Here is an 18647-nt window from a genome sequence, read left to right as displayed (position 1 = left end):
ACGGAGGGGTACCGACAGGACCATGGACCCACCCCTTTCGGGACTTTCGGTCCCCCGTCCGCCGGAGTCGCCGGGCAAACTTGGCGATCATGGACATAGGGATCGACCTCGGCACGGCCAACACGCTCCTCTACGCCCGGGGCCAGGGCATCGTGCTCAACGAGCCGTCCGTGGTGGCGGTCCAGGAGGGCTCGCGGCAGGCGCTCGCGGTCGGCACCGAGGCTAAGGAGACGATCGGCCGGACACCCGGCTCGATCAGCGCGATCCGCCCCCTGAAGGACGGCGTGATCAACGATTACGAGGCGGCCGAGGAGATGATCCGGCACTTCGTCCGCAAGGCGGTCCCGGGCCGCCGCCGGCCCCGCACCAGGATGGTGGTCTGTGTGCCGAGCGGGGTGACCCCGGTCGAGCGGCGGGCGATCGTGCACGCCTCGCTCTCCGCGGGGGCGCGGGCGGTGCACCTCATCGAGGAGCCGATGGCCGCGGCGATCGGGGCGGGGCTCCCGGTCTCCGACCCGCGCGGCTCGATGGTCGTCGACATCGGCGGCGGGACGACCGAGGTGGCGGTGATCTCCCTGGGCGGGATCGTCACGGCCCAGTCGCTGCGGGTGGGCGGCGACCGCCTCGACGCGGCCATCACCGACTTCGTCCGCAAGGAGCACTCGCTGCTCATCGGCGAGCGCACGGCCGAGGACGTGAAGGTCGCGATCGGTTCGGCGTGGCCGGTGCCGGGCGAGGAGGAGCGGGAGCGGCGGACCTTCACCGTGCGGGGGCGGGAGAAGGTCAGCGGGCTGCCCCGGACGGTGGAGCTGACGGTGCCTGAGGTGCGGGCGGCGCTCGACGAGCCGGTGGAGGCGATCATCGCGGCGGTGCGGGCGACCCTGGAGGACTGCCCGCCGGAGCTGTCCGGCGACGTGATGGAGCACGGCATCGTCCTGACCGGCGGCGGGGCGCTGCTGCCGGGGCTCGACCTGCGGCTGGCCTCGGCGACGGAGATCCCGGTCTTCGTCGCCGACCGGCCGCTGGACTGCGTGGCACTGGGCTCGGGGCGGTGCGTGGAGGACTTCGACAGCCTTCAGCGGGTGATGGGGAAGGCGGAGCGGGTCCGGTAGCCGATCAGCGCCCCAGGCCGGTCGGGAGCAGCGCCGTCACCACGTACGCCCCGTCCTCCGCACGCGCCGTGAGCGTCCCGCCCATGCTGACGACCCGCTCCTCCATCGAGAACAGCCCGGTGCCGGTCGAGACGGGTGCCGGGTCCGGCGGGGTCTTCGGCAGCGGGTTGCGCACCTCGATCCGCAGGTCCGGCCCCTCCACGGTGATCGCGACCGTCACCGGCAGGCCCGGCCCGTGCTTGGCGGCGTTCGTCAGGCACTCCTGGACGACCCGGTGGACGGCCGCCTGCCGCAGCGGCGACAGGGCCTTGGCCGCGTCCGCGACCGTCAGGTCCACGGGGCTGCCCATCCGTTCGCTCTCCTCGGCGAGCGCGGCGAGCCCTTCGAGGCCGGGGGTGGCCGCGTCCCGGTCGGCGCGGCGCACGATCGTCTCGTTGAGCATGAGGTGGGCGCGGCGGGCGGTGTCCGCGAGCTCCTCGAAGTCCTTCTGGTGCGCCCCGCCCCGCGACCGCACGGAAAGGACCTCGGCCCGTACCGCGAGGACGGTGAGCTCGCGGCCGACCAGGTCGTGGACGTCCCGGCCGACGGAGATCCGCTCCTCCTGCACGGCCTGCCGGGCGGCGGCCTCGCGGCGCTGCACCTCCAGGGCGCGCACGAGGTCCTGCCGGTACGCGGCGATGCCGACGCCCGCCGCGAGGACCCCGATCGGGACGACGATGCTCAGGAAGTCGCTCAGGGTGGCGCCGTGCCGGGCGGGCCAGCCGGGCAGCTGGAAGAAGAGGCACGCCAGGCCGATGTAGAACACGGTGGCGGCGACGGCGGCCCGCCGCCCCCGGTACCGGCCGATCGAGTACAGCGCGAACTGGATCATGGTGAGCTCGTGGAGCCACCCCATCAGCCCGAGCGCCACGAGGTACGGGACCCACGGCAGCCGGCGCCTGAGCACCAGCGTGGCCGCCCCGGCCGCCAGGACCAGGGTCGCCGTGACCCCGGTGAGCGAGTTGTCGGCGCGGGCGAGCCCGGGCACGTCGAGGACCATCAGGCCGAAGGCGCTCAGCGCGGCGACGACGTCGAGGGCGCGGGGCGAGACGGCCCACCGGTCCACGCAACGGCGCAGCGCGGGGACGGTGGGGAGGCGGGACATGCCGTCCATCATCCAAGGTCTTTCGTCCCGAAGCCGTGGACCCGAAGTCCCTTCTGGTGTGAGATCGGGCACTTCGCCCACATTGCTGTTCGACTCAGAAATGTGCACGAAGCATCCCAGGAGCAGCTCTCCTTCACCGCCGCCCTCCTGCGACTGCCCGGCCACGGAGTCCTGACCGGGTACGCGAAAGGGGCCCGGAACCGTGTACCGGTTCCGGGCCCCTCCCTGTGCCGTACTACGCCTGCGGCAGGTTCGCCAGCTGGGTCTGGATACGGGCGATGTCCTCGTCCGCCTTGGCGAGGCGGGTCCGGATCTTGTCGACCACGTTGTCCGGGGCCTTGGCGAGGAAGGCCTCGTTGCCGAGCTTCCCGTTCGCCTGGGCCTTCTCCTTCTCGGCGGCCGCGAGGTCCTTCGCGAGGCGCTTGCGCTCCGCGGCGACGTCGATCGTGCCCGACAGGTCGAGCGCGACCGTCGCCCCGGCGACCGGCAGGGAGGCGGTGGCGGAGAAGCCCTCGCCCTCCGGCTGGAGACGCAGCAGCTGACGGATGGCCGCCTCGTGGGGGGCCAGCGCGGTGCCGGTCACGTCGAGCCGGGCCGGAACCTTCTGACCGGGCTGGAGGCCCTGGTCGGAACGGAAGCGGCGGACCTCCGTGACGACCTGCTGGACCAGCTCGATCTCCTTCTCGGCGGCCTCGTCGCGGAAGTTGCTGTCCTTGGGCCAGTCCGCGATGACGAGGGACTCGCCGCCGGTGAGGGTGGTCCACAGGGTGTCGGTGACGAAGGGGACGATCGGGTGCAGCAGGCGCAGGGTGACGTCGAGGACCTCACCGAGGACACGGGCCGAGACCTTGGCCTGCTCGCCGCCGTCGAAGAAGGTCGTCTTCGACAGCTCGACGTACCAGTCGAAGACCTCGTCCCACGCGAAGTGGTAGAGGGCGTCGGCGAGCTTCGCGAACTGGTAGTCGTCGTAGAAGGCGTCCGCCTCGGAGACGACCTTGTTCAGCCGCGAGAGGATCCAGCGGTCGGTCGCCGACATGTCCGCGACGTCCGGCAGCGGGCCCTCGACCGTGGCGCCGTTCATCATGGCGAAGCGGGTCGCGTTCCAGATCTTGTTGGCGAAGTTGCGGGACGCCTGGACCCAGTCCTCGCCGATCGGGACGTCCACACCCGGGTTGGCCCCCTTGGCCAGGGTGAAGCGCAGGGCGTCGGAGCCGTACTTGTCCATCCAGTCGATCGGGTTGACCGTGTTCCCGAACGACTTCGACATCTTCTTGCCGAACTCGTCACGGACCATGCCGTGGAACGCGATCGTGCGGAACGGCGGCTGACCGTCCATCGCGTACAGACCGAACATCATCATGCGGGCGACCCAGAAGAACATGAGGTCGTAGCCGGTGACCAGGACGGAGTTCGGGTAGAACTTCTCCAGGTCGGGCGTCTGCTCCGGCCAGCCCATCGTCGAGAACGGCCACAGGCCGGACGAGAACCACGTGTCGAGGACGTCGGTGTCCTGCGTCCAGCCCTCGCCGGTCGGCGCCTCGTCGTCGGGGCCGACGCAGACCAGTTCGCCGTTCGGGCCGTGCCAGACCGGGATGCGGTGGCCCCACCACAGCTGGCGCGAGATGCACCAGTCGTTGAGGTTGTCGACCCAGTCGAAGTACCGCTGCGACATGTCGGCCGGGTGGATGTTCACCTGACCGTCGCGGACCGCGTCGCCGGCGGCCTTGGCCAGCGTCTCGACCTTGACCCACCACTGGAGCGACAGGCGCGGCTCCAGCGTCGTCTTGCAGCGCGAGCAGTGCCCGACGGAGTGGACGTACGGACGCTTCTCGGCGACGATCCGGCCGTCGGCGCGCAGGGCGGCGACGATCGCGGAGCGCGCCTCGAAGCGGTCCAGGCCCTGGAAGGGGCCGTGGACGGTGATGACGCCGCGCTCGTCGAGGACCTCGATGGACTCGAGGCCGTGGCGCTGGCCGATCGCGAAGTCGTTCGGGTCGTGCGCGGGGGTCACCTTGACGGCGCCCGTGCCGAACTCCGGGTCGACGTGCGTGTCCGCGACGACCGGGATCGTACGGTCGGTCAGCGGCAGCTTGATCCGCTTGCCGATCAGGTGGGCGTAGCGCTCGTCGTCGGGGTGGACGGCGACGGCGGTGTCGCCGAGCATCGTCTCCGCGCGGGTCGTGGCGACGACGATGGTGTCGTCACCCTCGCCGTACTTCATGGAGACGAGCTCGCCGTCGTCGTCCTGGTAGTCGACCTCGATGTCGGAGATGGCCGTCAGACAGCGCGGGCACCAGTTGATGATGCGCTCGGCGCGGTAGATCAGGCCGTCGTCGAACATCTTCTTGAAGACGGTCTGGACGGCGCGGGACAGCCCCTCGTCCATGGTGAAGCGGTCCCGGCTCCACGCCAGGCCCTCGCCGAGGCGCCGCATCTGGCCGGCGATCTGACCACCGGACTCGGCCTTCCACTCCCAGACGCGCTCGACGAAGGCCTCGCGGCCCAGGTCGTGGCGGGACTTGCCCTCCTTGGCGAGCTCGCGCTCGACGACGTTCTGGGTGGCGATGCCCGCGTGGTCCATGCCCGGCTGCCACAGCGTCTCGAAGCCCTGCATCCGCTTGCGGCGGGTGAGGGCGTCGATCAGCGTGTGCTCGAAGGCGTGGCCCAGGTGCAGGGACCCGGTGACGTTCGGCGGCGGGATGACGATCGTGTACGCGGGCTTCTCGCTCTTCGCGTCCGCCTCGAAGTACCCCCGGTCTACCCAGCGCTCGTACAGCGGCCCCTCTACCTCGGCCGGCGCGTACTGGGTCGGCAGTTCGGTGGTGGGCGCTGTCTGCTGCTGAGTGTTCTCGGTCACGGGGCCAGTTTAGGGGTGTCCCCGCCCCGTCCTGAAACGCTTTGGTTCGGTAACGGTGTGGCCCCCGCCGCACTTCATGGTCATCGCTTCCGCCAGGATGTTCGGCAGACATAAACATCCTGTGAGGGGAACCTGTCGATGAGCTACAACCAGCCCGGCCCGTACGGCGGCCAGCCGCCCCAGCAGCCCGGCCCCTACGGCCAGCCGGGCCCGTACGGCCAGCAGCCTCAGCAGCCGGGCCCCTACGGCCAGCCGCAGGCGCCGCAGCCGGGTTACGGATACCCGCAGCAGGCCCCGCAGGGCGTTCCTCCGCAGCAGCCGCCGTACGGCTACCCGCAGGCCCAGCAGCCGGGCCCCTACGGCCAGCAGCCCCAGTACGGCGCCCCCCAGGGCCCCGGCGGCTACGTCCCGCACCCGCCGGCCCCGAAGAAGTCGAAGGCGGGCCTGATCATCGGCGCGGTCGCGGTCGTCGCGGCGCTCGGCGTCGGCGCGTACTTCCTGCTCGGCGGCGGTGGCTCCTCGGTCGCGGACGACGGCGCGCACAAGCTGACCACCCCGGAGACGGTGCTCACGGAGTACAAGAAGAAGCCCGGCAAGGAGGGCGGCGACAAGGACTCCCTCAAGGAGGCCGAGCAGAACGGCGTCAAGAACGCCACGAACGTCGGCGCCAGCTACGAGGCGAAGGACGCCGCCAACCCGCTCGGCACCAAGATCATCTCCTTCAGCGGCCTCTACGGCGAGATCGACGACCCCGAGAAGGTCGTCGACAACGTCTTCGCGAGCATCAAGGCGAAGGCCGAGAAGGACAAGGCATCGGCCAAGGAGGGCGAGCCGGAACTGGTCGGCAGCCCGCAGGAGTTCACCCCGGCGGAGCTCGACGGCGCGGTCCTCAAGTGCCAGCAGGCCAAGTCCGCGGCCAACGCGGCCGAGTCCACCCCGGCCTTCTCCATGACGGTCTGCGTGTGGGCGGACCACAGCACGGTCGGCTTCGTGACGCCGGCGAACATGGCCGACATGCTCGCGGGCAAGGAAGGCTCGATGGAGGACGCCGCCTCCATCACCGCCAAGCTGCGCAAGGAAGTCCGCGTCAAGCTCTGAGCATCCGAGTCACCGACCGGACATGAGTGAGGGGGTCCCGCCTCGAAGGCGGGACCCCCTCACTCATTGTCTGCCTGCCGTCAGGCCGACTTCTCGTGTCTGCCGTCGTTCTTCACGATCCGGGGGACCAGCGTCGGGTTGACGTTGTTCCGGACGACGTCCGCCGTGATGACGACCCGGGCCACGTCCTTGCGGGACGGGACCTCGTACATCACCGACTGGAGGACCTCCTCCATGATGGCGCGCAGGCCGCGCGCGCCGGTGCCGCGCAGGATCGCCTGGTCGGCGATGGCCTCCAGGGCCGGGCGGTCGAAGTCCAGCTCCACGCCGTCGAGTTCGAAGAGGCGCTGGTACTGCTTCACCAGCGCGTTGCGCGGCTCGACGAGGATCTGGAGGAGCGCCTCGCGGTCCAGGTTGTGGACCGAGGTGAGGACGGGGAGACGGCCGATGAACTCCGGGATCATCCCGAACTTCACCAGGTCCTCCGGCATGACCTCCTGGAACTGGTCGCTCGCCTCGATCTCGCGCTTCGAGCGGATGGTCGCCCCGAAGCCGATGCCCTTGGCGCCCGCCCTCGACTCGATGATCTTCTCCAGGCCGGCGAAGGCGCCGCCCACGATGAAGAGCACGTTCGTCGTGTCGATCTGGATGAACTCCTGGTGCGGGTGCTTCCGGCCGCCCTGCGGCGGGACCGAGGCCGTCGTGCCTTCCAGGATCTTGAGGAGGGCCTGCTGGACGCCCTCACCGCTCACGTCACGCGTGATCGACGGGTTTTCGCTCTTACGGGCGACCTTGTCGATCTCGTCGATGTAGATGATCCCGGTCTCGGCCTTCTTGACGTCGTAGTCGGCCGCCTGGATCAGCTTGAGCAGGATGTTCTCGACGTCCTCGCCGACATAGCCGGCCTCCGTCAGCGCCGTCGCGTCGGCGATGGCGAACGGGACGTTGAGCATGCGCGCCAGCGTCTGGGCCAGGAGCGTCTTGCCGGAGCCCGTGGGGCCCAGCAGCAGAATGTTGGACTTCGCCAGTTCGATGGCGTCGTCCCGCCCCGCCCCGCCGCCGTTCTCGCCGGCCTGGACGCGCTTGTAGTGGTTGTACACCGCGACCGAGAGGGCCTTCTTCGCGGGCTCCTGCCCGACGACGTATCCCTCGAGGAACTCGTAGATCTCGCGGGGCTTGGGGAGTTCCTCCCAGCGCACCTCGCTCGTCTCCGCGAGCTCTTCCTCGATGATCTCGTTACAGAGGTCGATGCACTCGTCGCAGATGTACACACCGGGTCCTGCGATGAGCTTCTTCACCTGCTTCTGGCTCTTTCCGCAGAACGAGCACTTGAGCAGGTCGCCGCCATCACCGATGCGTGCCACGAGGTGCTTCCCCTTCGCCTGGGAGTGCTTGGTTCAGCGACTCCTGGTGCCTCATATTCGACGGTACCTTGCCGGGCCCCCCGTTCGGGCCCCCCTTGGCACGGTTCACATGGACGGGAATGCGTCCTGTGCCCCGTGCCGAGGGAAGGTCGGGCGTCAGCGCTCCGAGGAGGCCGTGCTCTTGCGGGTCGAGACGATCTGGTCGACCAGGCCGTACGCGAGGGCGTCCTCGGCGGTCAGGATCTTGTCACGCTCGATGTCCTCGCGGATCTTCTCGATCGGCGTCGAGGAGTGCTTGGCCAGCATCTCTTCCAGCTGGCTCCGCATCCGCAGGATCTCGCGGGCCGCGATCTCCAGGTCGGAGAGCTGCTCACGGCCGGTGCCGCCGGAGGGCTGGTGGATCAGCACGCGGGCGTTCGGCAGGGCCATCCGCTTGCCGGGCGTACCGGCGGCGAGCAGCACGGCCGCGGCGGAGGCCGCCTGACCCATGCAGACCGTCTGGATGTCCGGCTTCACGAACTGCATCGTGTCGTAGATCGCCGTCAGCGCGGTGAAGGAACCACCGGGGCTGTTGATGTAGATGGAGATGTCGCGGTCCGGGTCCATCGACTCCAGGCACAGGAGCTGCGCCATGACGTCGTTGGCGGAGGCGTCGTCGATCTGCACGCCGAGGAAGATCACGCGCTCCTCGAAGAGCTTCGCGTACGGGTCGTACTCGCGGACGCCCTGCGAGGTGCGCTCGACGAAGCGCGGAACGACGTAGCGATTGTCCATCGGCGCGCCGGTGTAAAGGCCGCTCGCGGAGAGGTTGTTCTGCATCTGGGTGTTCACCGTCCTGGTGGCGTTCGGTGGGCTGGGGCTCTTGAGCGGACTGCCGGGGCTCAGGCGCCCGTGCCGCCGCCGCCGGGAACACCCGCGGCGTGCGTGATGATGTCGTCGATGAGGCCGTAGCTCTTGGCCTCGTCCGCGGTGAACCAGCGGTCGCGGTCGCCGTCGCGGATGATCGCCTCGACGGTCTGGCCGGAGTGGTGCGCGGTGATCTCGGCCATGCGCCTCTTCGTGCGAAGGAGGTACTCGGCCTGGATCTTGATGTCGGAGGCCGTGCCACCGATGCCGGCGGAGCCCTGGTGCATCAGGATGTCGGTGTTCGGCAGCGCGAAGCGCTTGCCGGGGGTGCCGCCGGTGAGCAGGAACTGGCCCATGGAGGCCGCCATGCCCATACCGATGGTCACGATGTCGTTCGGGATGTACTGCATGGTGTCGTAGACGGCCATGCCGGCCGTCACCGAGCCACCGGGGCTGTTGATGTACAGGAAGATGTCCTTCTCCGGGTCTGCGGCCAGGAGGAGCATCTGAGCGGTGATCTTGTTGGCGATCTCGTCGTCGACCTGCTGGCCGAGGAAGATGATCCGCTCGCCGAGCAGCCGGTTGTAGACATGGTCGCCGAGGCCGCCACCGATGGACGGCTCACCCGCGGCGTAAGGCTTCAGATTCGTCACGTATCCACCTGCTCGTCTCCGACGGCCAAGGCCGTCTCAGCGTCTCGTTCCGAGGGCAGTGCCCTCGTATTCATGGACCCTAACGCGCAGGTAGGACAACGCCATCCCGGTTCCCGAACTGTTCGCTGGGAGCGCAAGGTACGCGGCGGCGCGTAAGGGGTTCCGGTATGCCCACGGGCCCGCACGCACAGCAGTGCGTACGGGCCCGTGGAGCGGGGTTCCGCGCCGGGGCGCGGAGCCGCTTACTTGTCCTCGGAGACCTCGGCCTCGCCGGTGACGGCCTCGACGGCCTCGGCGGCGGTCTCGAGCTCGTCCTCGTCGTCGGAGAGGTCGACGACCTCACCCGTGGTGTCGACGACCTTGGCGGCCTCGACGACGACCGCGAGGGCCTTGCCGCGGGCGACCTCGCCGACGAGCATCGGCACCTGGCCGCCCTGGGCCACGGCCTGGGCGAACTGGTCGGGGCTCATGCCGGAGGAGGCGGCACGACGGAAGAGGTGCTCGGTGAGCTCCTCGCGGGAAACCTCGAGCTTCTCCTTGTTGACGAGCTCATCGAGGATGAACTGCGTCTTGATGCCCTTCTCGGCCTGCTCCTTGGTCTCCGCCAGGAACTCTTCCTCGGTCTTGCCCTGGAGCTCCAGGTACTTCGCGAGGTCGATGCCCATCTGGCCGAGCTGGTGGTGCTCCAGGTTGTGCTTGCGGGTGTTGATCTCGTCCTCGAGAAGCTTCTCGGGCATCGGGACCTCGACCAGCTTGAGGAGCTCGTCGAGGACGCGCTCCTGGGCCTGGGTGGCCTGGTCGAACTGCTTCATGTTCTCGAGGCGCTTGCGGCTGTCGGCCTTGAGCTCGTCGAGGGTGTCGAACTCCGACGCCATCTGCGCGAACTCGTCGTCCAGCTCGGGGAGCTCACGGGCGGCGACGGTGGTGACCTTGACGGTGACCTCCGCGTCCTTGCCCTCGGCGGAGCCGCCCTTCAGCTGCGAGGTGAAGGTGGCCTCGCCACCGGCCTCCAGGCCCTTGACGGCCTCGTCGATGCCGTCGAGCAGCTCGCCCGAACCGATGGTGTACGAGACACCGTCGGCGACACCGTCGGGGAGGACCTCGCCGTCGACCTTGGCCTCAAGGTCGATGGTGACGACGTCGCCGTCCTGGGCGGCCCGCTCGACCGTGGACGTCGAGGCGAAGCGCTCGCGGAGCTGCTCCACCGACTTCTCGATGTCCTCGTCGGTGACCTCGACCGCGTCGACGGTGACCTCGATGCCGGAGTAGTCCGGGATCTCGATCGTCGGGCGGATGTCGACCTCGGCGGTGAAGGCCAGCAGTTCGCCGTCCTTCAGCTCCGTGATGTCGACCTCGGGCTGGCCCAGCGGGTTGACCTCGGCCTCGTTGACGGCCTCGGTGTAGAACTTCGGGAGCGCGTCGTTGACGGCCTCTTCCAGCACGGCGCCGCGGCCGAACCGCTGGTCGATCACGCGAGCCGGGATCTTGCCCTTACGGAAGCCCTTGACCGTGACCTGCTGGTTGATCTTCTTGTACGCCGCGTCGAGGCTGTCCTTGAGCTCCTCGAAGGGCACCTCGACAGTGAGCCGAACCCGGGTCGGGTTCAGGGTCTCCACGGCGCTCTTCACGGTTAGGTCTCCTTGTGGCTGATTCCTGGAATCCACCGTCTCCGCGTGAAAGCGGTTCCGGCGGGTCGGCCCGGTCAGAAAGACACACGGGCACGCAGCTTGCATAGTAACCGCAAGCGGGGAGGCAGCCACAACGCGATCAAGAACGAGGCCTATCGGACCCGTGATCGTCATGGTCGGGGTGGCGGGATTTGAACCCACGGCCTTCCGCTCCCAAAGCGGACGCGCTACCAAGCTGCGCCACACCCCGTCGGTGCGACACGTAGGGTACATGGACGGGGACGGTGCGGCGCCCCCTGTTTTAAGGGGTGTGCACGAAGGTCCCCCGACCGGCTACCATGCTCTTCGTGCCGCGGTCCTCGTGACCTGCGGCGCGATGCTGTGCGGGTGTAGCTCAATGGTAGAGCACTAGTCTTCCAAACTAGCTACGCGGGTTCGATTCCCGTCACCCGCTCCACGGTCTCAGGGCCGGTCCGGAGAAGTCTCCCGGACCGGCCCTGAGGCGTTTCCGGAGGCTCGCGAGATGCCGGGTCCGGCAGGCTCGCGCAGACTGGGCTCAGCCCGTCTCCCGCCGTACCGGAGGTAGCGATGAAGGACCTGAAGTTCGAGCGGAAGCGCTCGGTGTCCCGTCTCGAGGCAGCCGATCAGCTGACCGCCCTCGCCGCCGCGCTGAGGAAGGGCGGGGAGGCCGAACTGGAGCTGGGGGCCGGAACGCTGAGCCTGCACATCCCCGACGAGTTCCGCAGCGAGGTGGAACTGGAGGTCGGCGACGGGGAGATCGAGCTGGAGATCGAGCTCAAGTGGTCGACGGCCGGCCCCCGGGAGGCGGCGAAGCCGAGTACCGCCGTCACTGGCGGCGACATGGGGGCGAAGCGGTCCGCGCCGAAGCCGGCCGCGCACCCCGCGAAGCCGACCGAGAAGACGGCCGAGAAGCCGGCCGAGGCGCCGGCCGCGAAGTCGGCTGCGAAGCCGGTCGCGGACAGCAGGGCGAAGGCCGCGACGACGGCCAGGAAGTCGAAGGCGGCCAAGTCCCGGAAGTCGGCGGCCTGACGCCGGTCCCCCGCCCGCGCCGGCTCAGAACTTGATGGAGCCGACCGTCTGCGTTATCGAGTCCAGGAAGCGCTGGATGTCGTCGGCCATGCCGGTGGAGGCGAGGAAGAAGCCGAAGAGCACCGCGATCACGGCCGGTCCGCCCTTGAGGTTCCCCCCGCGGATCAGCACCACCAGGATGATTGCCAACAGCAACACCACAGACAGTGAAATGGCCACAACTGATCACACCCTCGGTCGGTCCCGCCTTGCCGCCGGGGAGCGCACGTCGCTCACCACCCCCCGCTGTCTCCATGGTGCCATCAACTCCCCTGCCCCCGTGGCGCCGTGACGAATCGTCGTGGAGAAGATCACGTCACACGGAGGTGGCCGGTCAGGTGCGGCGGGAGATCAGCAGCAGCGCCCGGTCGTCGTTGACGTCCTTGGCGACGGCCTCGATCAGATGCCAGGCGACGCCCTCGAAGCCCTCGACGACGCAGCGGTCGGCCTCGCCGGTGAGGCGGTCGATGCCCTCGGCGATGTCCCGGTCGGCGGCCTCGACGAGGCCGTCGGTGAAGAGCATGAGGACGTCGCCGTGCAGCAGCGAGCCCTTGACCGGGTGGAATTCGGCCCCGTCGTAGACGCCGAGGAGGGGGCCGTCCGCGGCCTTCTCCTCCCAGCGGCCGCTGCCCGCGTGCAGCTGGAGCGCGGGCAGGTGCCCGGCTGAGAAGAGTTCGTAGTCGCCGGAGTCCAGGTCGAGGACGAGGTGGACGGAGGTGGCGAAGCCCTCGTCCCAGTTCTGGCGGAGCAGGTAGCCGTTGGCCGCGGGGAGGAAGCCGTGCGGCGGGAGCGAGCCGAGGAGACCGCCGAAGGCGCCGGAGAGCAGCAGGGAGCGGGAGGCCGCGTCCATGCCCTTGCCGGAGACGTCGGTGAGGACGACCTCCAGGGTGCGGCCGCCGTGGGTGCGGGCGGCGACGACGAAGTCGCCCGAGAAGGACTGGCCGCCGGCCGGGCGGAGCGCCATCTCGCGGTGCCAGCCCTGCGGGAGCCGGGGCAGGGCGCTCTGTACGCGGATGCGTTCGCGCAGGTCGAAGAGCATGGTGCCGCCGCGCCGCCAGGGGACGCCGACCCGGGCGCGGAACTGGGCGATGAGGAGTCCGAAGAGCCCGCAGGCGGCGACGGTGAGGACGGTGCCGGGGGTGACCCGGGCGGGGCCCTGGGTGTACGGGCCGAGGACGACGGACTCGACGATGAGGGCGCCGGCGGCGGCCGCGTACAGGCCGAGCAGGCTGGCGGGGCGCAGCAGCAGCCCGCCGGCCACGATGGGCAGGACGAGCGCGGCGGGCGCGCACCAGACCGGGTCGAGGAGCGTGCCGCAGGCGATGGCCGGAATCATCAGGAGGAGTCCGGCGAAGGCGAGCCAGTCGGAGCCGTCCCCGCGGAAGTAGTCGACGCCGGATCTGCGCAGCGCGATGCGGGCCCGGCGGGCGCGTCTGCGCGTCCGGGCCGCGTACGTGTTCACTCCCGCGCGGTGTCCCATTGGCCTGGACCCTATCCACCCCGTCCGACATCGCGCAGGGGTACCCCGGTGACAATGTGCGTGAAATCGGGTCGCCCCGGGCGCGCGCCGCTGATATCGATGGCATATGACGACTGAACTGCGGGTACTCACCCCGACCGAGTGGGATCGCTGGTACGAGGTCCTTGAGCTGGCGTTCGGGGGTGTGGCCGAGGCCCCGGAGGAGCGCGCGCTTTGGCGTGATCTGACCGAGTTCGACCGCTTCTTGGGTGTGTGGGACGGCGATCTGTGCGTGGGGACGGCGGGCGCGTTCTCGTTCCGGCTCACGGTGCCGGGCGGGGCGTCGGTGCCGGTGGGCGGGGTGACGATGGTGAGCGTGGCGGGGACGCACCGCCGGCGCGGGATCCTGACCTCGATGATGCGGCGCCAGCTTGACGACCTGCGGGCCGCCGGCGAGTCGGTGGCGGTGCTCACGGCCTCGGAGCCGGAGATCTACGGGCGGTTCGGCTACGGCGTCGCCGCGTACACGGCGCGGGCGACGATCGACACGACCCGGGTGCGGCTCTCGGTGCCGGAGGGCACGGACGGCGTGACCTTGCGCCGGGCCGATCTGACGGAGTCCTCCGCGGCGTGCGAGGCGGTGTACGCGAAGCTGGTGCCCGGGCGGCCGGGGATGCTCGCCCGGCTGCCCCAGTGGGAGCGGCTGCCGCTGATCGACCCGCCGGCCGACCGGGAGGGTTCCTCGCCGCGGCAGTGCGTGCTCGCCGAACGGGCCGGGGAGGTCGTGGGGTTCGCGCACTACGCGATCAAGCCGGAGTGGTCCTTCTCGGGTGCCGACGGGGCCGTCACGGTCCATCAGCTGATGGGGCTCGACGCGGTGGCGGAGGCGGCGCTGTGGCGGTTCCTCTGCTCGGTGGACCTGACCAGGGAGGTACGGATCCTCAGCCGGCCCGTGGACGACGGCTGGCAGCACCTGGTGAGCGACATCCGGCGCTGCGCCCCGAAGCTGCGGGACGCGCTGCACGTGCGCCTGGTGGAGGTGGGCGCGGCCCTGGAGGAGCGGACGTACCAGACGCCGGTGGACGTGGTGTTCGAGGTCGAGGACGCGTTCTGCCCCTGGAACGAGGGGCGTTGGCGGCTGACGGGTGACACGAAGGGAGCGACGTGCGTCCGGACCTCGGATCCGGCGGACCTCGAACTGTCCGTACGGGAGCTGGGCACGGCGTACTTGGGCGGGCCCTCGCTGATGTCACTCGCGGCGGCGGGGCGCGTGCGGGAGCTGAGGGAAGGGGCGCTGGTGGAGGCGTCGGTGGCCTTCGGGTCGCCGGCGGCGCCCTGGCTGCCGCACGGGTTCTAGACGGCTCGGCCCTGTCCGGCGGATCAGGGTCGGATAGGCCGCGGCGTCTGGTGCGGTGCATCGCAAGGCGCCGGAGCGTCCTCATAGCGGAGCTATGTGGGCGTTTCGGTAACGCGGCGAGGTGCCGTGCCAGGCGTCGCGGCCCCGGCCATGATCCGCCGGACAGGGCCTAGCGGGTCTGGCAGCGCGGGCACCAGAAGAGGTTGCGGGCGGCGAGGGCGGCGGTGCGGATCTCGTCGCCGCAGATGTGGCAGGGCTGGTGCGTGCGGCGGTAGACGTATACCTCGCCGCCGTGGTCGTCGACGCGCGGCGGGCGGCCCATCGCCTCGGGCGTGTGCTCGGGGCGGACGGTGTCGATGCGGTTGAGGCGGACGCCTTCGCGCATCAGTGCGGCGAGGTCGGTCCAGATCGCGTCCCACTCGCGCGCGGTCAGGTCCTTGCCCGCGCGGTAGGGGTCGATGCCGTGCCGGAAGAGGACCTCGGCGCGGTAGACGTTGCCGACGCCCGCGATGACCTTCTGGTCCAGGAGCAGGGCCGCGATCGTGGTGCGGGACTTCGAGATCCGGCGCCAGGCCTTGCCGGGATCGTCGCCGGGCCGGAGCGGGTCGGGGCCGAGGCGGTCGTGTATCGCCTGCTTCTCGGCGTTCGTGATGTACGCGCAGGTCGTCGGGCCGCGGAGGTCGACGTACCCGTCCGTGTCGGCGATCCGCATCCGGACCGTGTCCGTGGGCGGCGGGACGGGCGCGGCGCCGAAGTTCACCTTGCCGAAGAGGCCGAGGTGGATGTGGACCCATTCCCTGTCCTCGAAGGCGAGGAAGAGGTGCTTGCCGTGGGCCTCGGTGGTCTCCAGGACGCTCCCGTCGAGCAGGGCCGCCGAGTCGGCGAACTTGCCCTGGGGGCTGGAGACGCGCACGGGCCGGCCGCCGAACCGCTCGCGGTGGTCGGCGGCCAGCCGGTGGATGGTGTGCCCTTCAGGCATCAGGCAGCGGGGCCCTGCGGGTGGTGGGCCGGGATCGGGGGGAGCTCGCCGGTGTTCTCGTACGCGGTGAGCATGTCGATCCGGCGGGTGTGACGCTCGTCACCCGAGTACGGCGTGCTCAGGAAGATCTCGACGAACTTCGTCGCCTCTTCCTGGGTGTGCATCCGGCCACCGACGGAGATCACGTTGGCGTTGTTGTGCTCGCGGCCGAGGGCGGCGGTCTGCTCGCTCCAGGCGAGGGCGGCGCGCACCCCCTTCACCTTGTTCGCGGCGATCTGCTCGCCGTTGCCGGAGCCGCCGATGACGATGCCCAGGCTGTCCGCGTCCGCGGCCGTCTTCTCGGCGGCGCGCAGGCAGAACGGCGGGTAGTCGTCGAGGGCGTCGTAGATGTGCGGACCGCAGTCGACAGCCTCGTGGCCGTGTGCCGTGAGCCACTCGACGAGGTGGTTCTTGAGTTCGTAGCCGGCGTGGTCGGAACCGATGTAGACGCGCATGGTGCCGAGTGTGGCATGTCAGAGGCCGGGTAGCGGTCAGCGGGGTCGGGACGTTCACCCGACCTGGTATGGACCTTCGCCTCTCGCGGAGTGGTCCTCACAACTATCCGGAATGAAGTCTTCCGATCACCCCCTTCCACAGGGTTCAATGCTCGGGCTCGCGACCCGAGCGTCCCCCACACGTTAGGAAGCGTTCATGAACACGCAGCCGACCCTGGAGAAGGAAGGCGGAACGGCCGGTACGACCGACGTTCCGCAGTCCTCCGACGGTCTCAAGGCCGGGCTCAAGAACCGTCATCTCTCCATGATCGCCATCGGTGGCGTGATCGGCGCAGGCCTCTTCGTCGGCTCCGGCTCCGGCATCGCCGCAGCCGGCCCCGCGATCCTGCTGTCCTACTTCCTCGTCGGCGCCATGGTCGTCTTCGTGATGCGGATGCTCGGCGAGATGGCCGCCGCCCGGCCGTCCTCCGGCTCCTTCTCCGCCTACGCCGACCGGGCCCTCGGCCGCTGGGCCGGCTTCAGCATCGGCTGGCTGTACTGGTTCTTCTGGGTCGTCGTCCTCGCCGTCGAGGCGACCGCGGGCGCCAAGATCCTGGAGGGCTGGATCCCGGCCGTACCGCAGTGGGGATGGGCGCTCATCGTGATGGTGGTGCTCACCATCACCAACCTCGGCTCGGTCGCCTCGTACGGCGAGTTCGAGTTCTGGTTCGCGGGCATCAAGGTCGTGGCCATCAGCGCCTTCGTCCTCATCGGCATGCTCGCGGTCTTCGGCGTGCTGCCCGGCTCGGACAACCCGGGCACAGGATTCGCGCACCTCACCGACACCGGGGGCTTCTTCCCGATGGGCGCGGGCGCGGTCCTCACCGGTGTGCTGATGGTCGTCTTCTCCTTCATGGGCAGCGAGATCGTCACCCTCGCCGCCGGTGAGTCCGAGGACCCGCAGAAGGCCGTCACCAAGGCCACCAACAGCGTGATCTGGCGGATCGGCGTCTTCTACCTGGGCTCGATCTTCGTCGTCCTCGCCCTGCTGCCGTGGAACGACAAGTCGATCGTCGAGAAGGGCTCGTACGTCGCCGCCCTCGACTCCATCGGCATCGCGAACGCCGGCCAGATCATGAACGTGATCGTCCTGACGGCCGTCCTGTCCTGCCTGAACTCGGGTCTCTACACCGCGTCCCGCATGGCGTTCTCGCTCGGTCAGCGCGGCGACGCGCCGAAGGCCTTCGCCAAGGGCAACAAGCGGGGCGTGCCCACGGCTGCGATCCTCGGCTCGGTCGTCTTCGGCTTCGTCGCGGTCTTCTTCAACTACAAGTGGCCGGACACCGTCTTCGCCTTCCTGCTGAACTCCTCCGGCGCGGTCGCGCTCTTCGTCTGGCTGGTCATCTGCGTGACCCAGCTGAAGATGCGCGGCATCATCCTGCGGGAGACGCCGGAGAAGCTGGTCGTGAAGATGTGGCTCTTCCCGTACCTGACCTGGGCGACGATCGGCATGATCGTCTTCGTCCTCGGCTACATGCTGTACGACGGCGGCAGCGCGCGTGAGCAGGTCGTGCTCTCGCTCCTCGTGGCCGCGCTCGTGATCGCCATCGCGCTGGTCCGGCAGTGGCGGGCGAAGGCGCCGGCCGAGCGCCCGTAGTCCGTACGCGTACGAAGTCGTCCGCAGACGAGAGGGCCCGTCGTTCCCCCGGAACGACGGGCCCTCTCGCGTACCTCGACGTGCTCAGCCCTTGCGGCCGACGAGCTTCCAGGCGGCCGGCAGGGCGCCCATGGCGAGCGCGGCCTTGAGGGCGTCGCCGATGAGGAACGGGGTGAGGCCCGCGGCGACGGCCTGGCCGAAGGTCATGCCGGTGGCGAGCGCCAGGTAGGGCACGCCGACCGCGTAGATGATCGCGGAGCCGAGGGCCATCGCACCGGCCGTGCGGAGCACCGAGCGGTCGGCGCCGCGGCGGGCGAGGGCGCCGACGACGGTCGCGGCGAGCATCATGCCGAGGATGTAGCCGAAGGACGGCATGCCGTAGCCGGAGGTGGCCTGCGCGAACCACGGCACGCCCGCCATGCCCGCCACGGCGTACGCGGCGAGGGCCAGGAAGCCGCGGCGGGCGCCGAGCGCGGTGCCGACGAGCAGGGCGGCGAAGGTCTGGCCGGAGACCGGGACCGGGGAGCCGGGGACCGGGACGGAGATCTGCGCGGCGAGGCCGGTCAGGGCGGCGCCGCCGACGACCAGGGCGATGTCCCGGGCGCGGCTCGCCGGGAGCAGGTCGGCGAGGACGGTGCCCGCACGGAGGGAACGGACGGGGGCGGCGGCGGTGCTCATCGGTACTCCGCGGGGTGAGGGTGGGTGGGACACGTTGACGCTATGCCAGGTGTGAGCGTCCGATCACCGTCAGCCGCCCACAAAGCGGCGGTCGAGCCCTTCGTGGAGATCGAACAAACCCCGCCGATCACACCTCGCGCCACGTGACGCTTGTCACTGGGAACTCGTGCAGGGAGGTCCCTTTTGCGCCAAGGGACCTTCACTGGAGAGACTGTGGAGTCTCCATAAACCGTCAGAGAGCACGAGCCCCCAC

Annotated in this window: 16 protein-coding genes and 2 tRNA genes; 6 read left to right on the top strand and 12 right to left on the bottom strand. The window is 69.8% G+C overall.

Annotated elements, in window-relative coordinates; translation table 11 throughout:
• The first annotated feature begins 89 nt into the window (after positions 1–89).
• On the top strand, positions 90–1112 hold the full coding sequence (locus tag ACIBG6_RS11135; RefSeq protein ID WP_399222288.1) for a rod shape-determining protein: 1023 nt from the start codon (positions 90–92) through the stop codon (positions 1110–1112).
• A 4-nt stretch (positions 1113–1116) separates the two neighbouring features.
• On the opposite strand, the gene ACIBG6_RS11130 is transcribed toward ACIBG6_RS11135, so the two are convergent.
• Both ACIBG6_RS11130 and ACIBG6_RS11125 read right to left on the bottom strand, forming a co-directional pair.
• A complete protein-coding gene (locus ACIBG6_RS11130; protein WP_399222287.1) occupies positions 1117–2256 on the bottom strand; it encodes a sensor histidine kinase in 1140 nt (379 codons plus the stop codon).
• 235 nt (positions 2257–2491) lie between these two features.
• Positions 2492–5113 carry a valine--tRNA ligase gene (locus ACIBG6_RS11125; protein WP_399222286.1) on the bottom strand — a complete coding sequence of 874 codons (2622 nt, stop codon included), beginning with the start codon at positions 5111–5113 and terminating at the stop codon, positions 2492–2494.
• 138 nt (positions 5114–5251) lie between these two features.
• Here ACIBG6_RS11125 and ACIBG6_RS11120 point away from each other — a divergent pair, with 138 nt between their 5' ends.
• Positions 5252–6211 carry a hypothetical protein gene (locus ACIBG6_RS11120; protein WP_399222285.1) on the top strand — a complete coding sequence of 320 codons (960 nt, stop codon included), beginning with the start codon at positions 5252–5254 and terminating at the stop codon, positions 6209–6211.
• An 80-nt stretch (positions 6212–6291) separates the two neighbouring features.
• On the opposite strand, the gene clpX is transcribed toward ACIBG6_RS11120, so the two are convergent.
• The 5 genes from clpX to ACIBG6_RS11095 form a co-directional block, all read right to left on the bottom strand.
• Entirely contained in the window at positions 6292–7575 is a 1284-nt protein-coding gene (gene clpX / locus ACIBG6_RS11115; protein WP_024755522.1) for an ATP-dependent Clp protease ATP-binding subunit ClpX, read from the bottom strand.
• 156 nt (positions 7576–7731) lie between these two features.
• The gene (locus ACIBG6_RS11110) at positions 7732–8394 is read right to left on the bottom strand and encodes an ATP-dependent Clp protease proteolytic subunit (protein WP_376405880.1); all 663 of its coding nucleotides are present in this window, start codon (positions 8392–8394) and stop codon (positions 7732–7734) included.
• A gap of 62 nt (positions 8395–8456) precedes the next feature.
• Positions 8457–9074 (bottom strand): ATP-dependent Clp protease proteolytic subunit, encoded by a 618-nt coding sequence (locus ACIBG6_RS11105; RefSeq protein WP_329623462.1) that lies wholly within the window; start codon positions 9072–9074, stop codon positions 8457–8459.
• A 242-nt stretch (positions 9075–9316) separates the two neighbouring features.
• On the bottom strand, positions 9317–10702 hold the full coding sequence (tig, locus tag ACIBG6_RS11100; protein ID WP_399222283.1) for a trigger factor: 1386 nt from the start codon (positions 10700–10702) through the stop codon (positions 9317–9319).
• A gap of 173 nt (positions 10703–10875) precedes the next feature.
• Positions 10876–10952: transfer RNA gene (locus ACIBG6_RS11095), tRNA-Pro, on the bottom strand.
• Positions 10953–11085: 133 nt separating this feature from the next.
• On the opposite strand from ACIBG6_RS11095, the gene ACIBG6_RS11090 reads away from it, so the two are divergent.
• Together ACIBG6_RS11090 and ACIBG6_RS11085 are read left to right on the top strand one after the other, a co-directional pair.
• A tRNA-Gly gene (locus tag ACIBG6_RS11090) sits at positions 11086–11159 on the top strand.
• A gap of 131 nt (positions 11160–11290) precedes the next feature.
• A complete protein-coding gene (locus ACIBG6_RS11085; protein WP_399222282.1) occupies positions 11291–11752 on the top strand; it encodes an amphi-Trp domain-containing protein in 462 nt (153 codons plus the stop codon).
• A 24-nt stretch (positions 11753–11776) separates the two neighbouring features.
• Here the strand turns inward: ACIBG6_RS11085 and ACIBG6_RS11080 are convergent, their stop codons facing one another.
• Both ACIBG6_RS11080 and ACIBG6_RS11075 read right to left on the bottom strand, forming a co-directional pair.
• Positions 11777–11971, bottom strand: a complete 195-nt coding sequence (locus ACIBG6_RS11080) for a hypothetical protein (RefSeq protein WP_024755527.1) — start codon at positions 11969–11971, stop codon at positions 11777–11779.
• A 154-nt stretch (positions 11972–12125) separates the two neighbouring features.
• Positions 12126–13271, bottom strand: coding sequence for a PP2C family protein-serine/threonine phosphatase (locus tag ACIBG6_RS11075; protein WP_399222281.1), 1146 nt, complete (start codon positions 13269–13271; stop codon positions 12126–12128).
• Between the two features lie 106 nt (positions 13272–13377).
• On the opposite strand from ACIBG6_RS11075, the gene ACIBG6_RS11070 reads away from it, so the two are divergent.
• Complete coding sequence (locus ACIBG6_RS11070; protein ID WP_399222280.1) at positions 13378–14607, top strand: GNAT family N-acetyltransferase; 1230 nt, start codon at positions 13378–13380, stop codon at positions 14605–14607.
• A 169-nt stretch (positions 14608–14776) separates the two neighbouring features.
• Here the strand turns inward: ACIBG6_RS11070 and ACIBG6_RS11065 are convergent, their stop codons facing one another.
• Both ACIBG6_RS11065 and ACIBG6_RS11060 read right to left on the bottom strand, forming a co-directional pair.
• On the bottom strand, positions 14777–15586 hold the full coding sequence (locus ACIBG6_RS11065) for an Fpg/Nei family DNA glycosylase (protein ID WP_399222279.1): 810 nt from the start codon (positions 15584–15586) through the stop codon (positions 14777–14779).
• Positions 15586–16080, bottom strand: a complete 495-nt coding sequence (locus ACIBG6_RS11060; RefSeq protein WP_399222278.1) for a ribose-5-phosphate isomerase — start codon at positions 16078–16080, stop codon at positions 15586–15588. The genes ACIBG6_RS11065 and ACIBG6_RS11060 overlap by 1 nt, the downstream gene beginning before the upstream one ends.
• Before the next feature lie 196 nt (positions 16081–16276).
• On the opposite strand from ACIBG6_RS11060, the gene ACIBG6_RS11055 reads away from it, so the two are divergent.
• Positions 16277–17716 carry an amino acid permease gene (locus ACIBG6_RS11055; RefSeq protein ID WP_399222277.1) on the top strand — a complete coding sequence of 480 codons (1440 nt, stop codon included), beginning with the start codon at positions 16277–16279 and terminating at the stop codon, positions 17714–17716.
• Positions 17717–17800: 84 nt separating this feature from the next.
• Here the strand turns inward: ACIBG6_RS11055 and ACIBG6_RS11050 are convergent, their stop codons facing one another.
• On the bottom strand, positions 17801–18394 hold the full coding sequence (locus tag ACIBG6_RS11050) for a biotin transporter BioY (RefSeq protein ID WP_024755533.1): 594 nt from the start codon (positions 18392–18394) through the stop codon (positions 17801–17803).
• Positions 18395–18647: the final 253 nt, after the last annotated feature.

The sequence above is a fragment of the Streptomyces sp. NPDC050842 genome, from assembly GCF_044456565.1.
Taxonomy (GTDB): domain Bacteria; phylum Actinomycetota; class Actinomycetes; order Streptomycetales; family Streptomycetaceae; genus Streptomyces.
This window is presented reverse-complemented; position numbering and strand designations above follow the sequence as displayed.

Coding starts and splice junctions, on each gene's coding strand:
- ACIBG6_RS11060 (WP_399222278.1), bottom strand. CDS start 16,080: ATGCGCGTCTACATCGGTTCCGACCACGCCGGCTACGAACTCAAGAAC.
- ACIBG6_RS11130 (WP_399222287.1), bottom strand. CDS start 2,256: ATGTCCCGCCTCCCCACCGTCCCCGCGCTGCGCCGTTGCGTGGACCGG.
- ACIBG6_RS11110 (WP_376405880.1), bottom strand. CDS start 8,394: ATGCAGAACAACCTCTCCGCGAGCGGCCTTTACACCGGCGCGCCGATG.
- ACIBG6_RS11120 (WP_399222285.1), top strand. CDS start 5,252: ATGAGCTACAACCAGCCCGGCCCGTACGGCGGCCAGCCGCCCCAGCAG.
- ACIBG6_RS11075 (WP_399222281.1), bottom strand. CDS start 13,271: ATGGGACACCGCGCGGGAGTGAACACGTACGCGGCCCGGACGCGCAGA.
- ACIBG6_RS11070 (WP_399222280.1), top strand. CDS start 13,378: ATGACGACTGAACTGCGGGTACTCACCCCGACCGAGTGGGATCGCTGG.
- ACIBG6_RS11135 (WP_399222288.1), top strand. CDS start 90: ATGGACATAGGGATCGACCTCGGCACGGCCAACACGCTCCTCTACGCC.
- ACIBG6_RS11085 (WP_399222282.1), top strand. CDS start 11,291: ATGAAGGACCTGAAGTTCGAGCGGAAGCGCTCGGTGTCCCGTCTCGAG.
- ACIBG6_RS11050 (WP_024755533.1), bottom strand. CDS start 18,394: ATGAGCACCGCCGCCGCCCCCGTCCGTTCCCTCCGTGCGGGCACCGTC.
- ACIBG6_RS11065 (WP_399222279.1), bottom strand. CDS start 15,586: ATGCCTGAAGGGCACACCATCCACCGGCTGGCCGCCGACCACCGCGAG.
- ACIBG6_RS11055 (WP_399222277.1), top strand. CDS start 16,277: ATGAACACGCAGCCGACCCTGGAGAAGGAAGGCGGAACGGCCGGTACG.